This is a genomic window from Brevundimonas sp. (assembly GCF_030656255.1).
Lineage (GTDB): Bacteria > Pseudomonadota > Alphaproteobacteria > Caulobacterales > Caulobacteraceae > Brevundimonas.
The window spans coordinates 1-1,310 of sequence record NZ_JAUSOE010000067.1; the positions used below are offsets into that span (position 1 = coordinate 1).

The following is a 1,310-nucleotide window of genomic DNA, read 5'->3' on the forward strand; positions in this document are numbered from 1 at the left end:
GTGAAAGCCAGCAGCACGCCAAAGCCGAAGAAGGCGAGCAGGACCCAGGTCGCCCCACCCTGCAGCGCCAGGCGATCGACGAAGCCCGGGTTGGCGTCCAGAGTGACCGCCGGCGATGACGCGACCGGCGAAGGCGCCGCCGCTCCCTCGTCGTTCTCTTGCGCGGGTGTAGCGCCCGGCGCGTGGATCGCCAGCATGGCCGCGGCCTGTGCGGTCTGCGCATCGGCCTCCCGCTCGGCCACGTCGGACTGCGGCCGGGTCGGCACGTCGATGGTGCGCGTCATCGGCGGGTAGCAGATCGAGTCTTCGAGGCAGCCCTGATAGGTGATGTTGACCGACGTCGGCTCGCCGGCCTGCGTCAGCGTCTGCGCCGACAGGGTCGCGCGACCCGCGTCATGCCAGACGTCGACGACGCCGAAGCCCGGATCGTCCTTGGTTTCGCCGGCGGCCAGTTCCAGCTGCAGAGACTCCTTCCCGCCCGGCGTGCTGGCGACGGTGTGGTCACGATAAAGATAATGGCCAGGCGCAATGTCCCAGGCGAAGGCCAGGTTGCCGTCAGCCTCACGCGTCACCGTCAGGGCGAAGGCCTTGTCAGGCGAAAGCGGAGCCTGACCCAAGGCCGAACCCGGCAGGGCGAAGGACAGAAGAGCGAGAGCGGCGGGCAGCAGTCGGTGGAAAAACCTCATGGCCATCTCGTCGGCAAGCGAGCTTAAGTCAGGCTTAAGCCGGAGCTTGCACGTCACACCGCATGAGATTGCTCGCCATAGAAGACGATCCCGTTCTCGCTGACGGCCTCCAGGTCGGGCTCAGCGCCTGCGGCTGGACGGTCGAGGTCGTCGGGCGGGTCGAGGACGCCCTCGCGGCGCTTGAGAGTTCGGAGTTCGATGCGGTCGTGCTGGACCTGGGCCTGCCCGACGGCGACGGCCTCTCGGTGCTGCGCTTCGTTCGCGAGCGCGACATGGATGTCGGGGTGGTGGTCTTGTCGGCGCGCGACGACAGTCGGGACCGCATTCTGGGTCTGGACGCCGGCGCAGACGACTATGTCGGCAAGCCCTTCGATCTCGACGAATTGGCGGCGCGACTGCGCGCGGTGCGGCGTCGCCTGCTTGGACGCTCGACACCCGCCTTGCGACACGGTGGAGTGACCATCGATCCCAAGTCGCGTCTGGCCTGGCGCGAAGAGGGCGACCTGCCCCTCTCGAGACGTGAGTTCGCTATCCTGGAGGCCCTGATGGAACGGCCCGCACAGGTCCTCTCGCGCAGTCAGCTGGAAGAACGCCTCTACGGCTGGCAGGAGGAGATCGGCTCCA

Annotated in this window: 2 protein-coding genes; one reads left to right on the forward strand and one right to left on the reverse strand. The window is 67.8% G+C overall.

Going from position 1 to position 1,310, the window contains the following annotated elements; genetic code table 11:
- On the reverse strand, nucleotides 1-686 hold a 686-nt coding region (locus tag Q7J26_RS07185; RefSeq protein WP_304935803.1), incomplete at its 3' end, for a protein-disulfide reductase DsbD N-terminal domain-containing protein.
- A gap of 62 nt (nucleotides 687-748) precedes the next feature.
- Between Q7J26_RS07185 and Q7J26_RS07190 the strand changes: the two genes are divergently transcribed.
- On the forward strand, nucleotides 749-1,310 hold a 562-nt coding region (locus Q7J26_RS07190; protein ID WP_304935804.1), incomplete at its 3' end, for a response regulator transcription factor.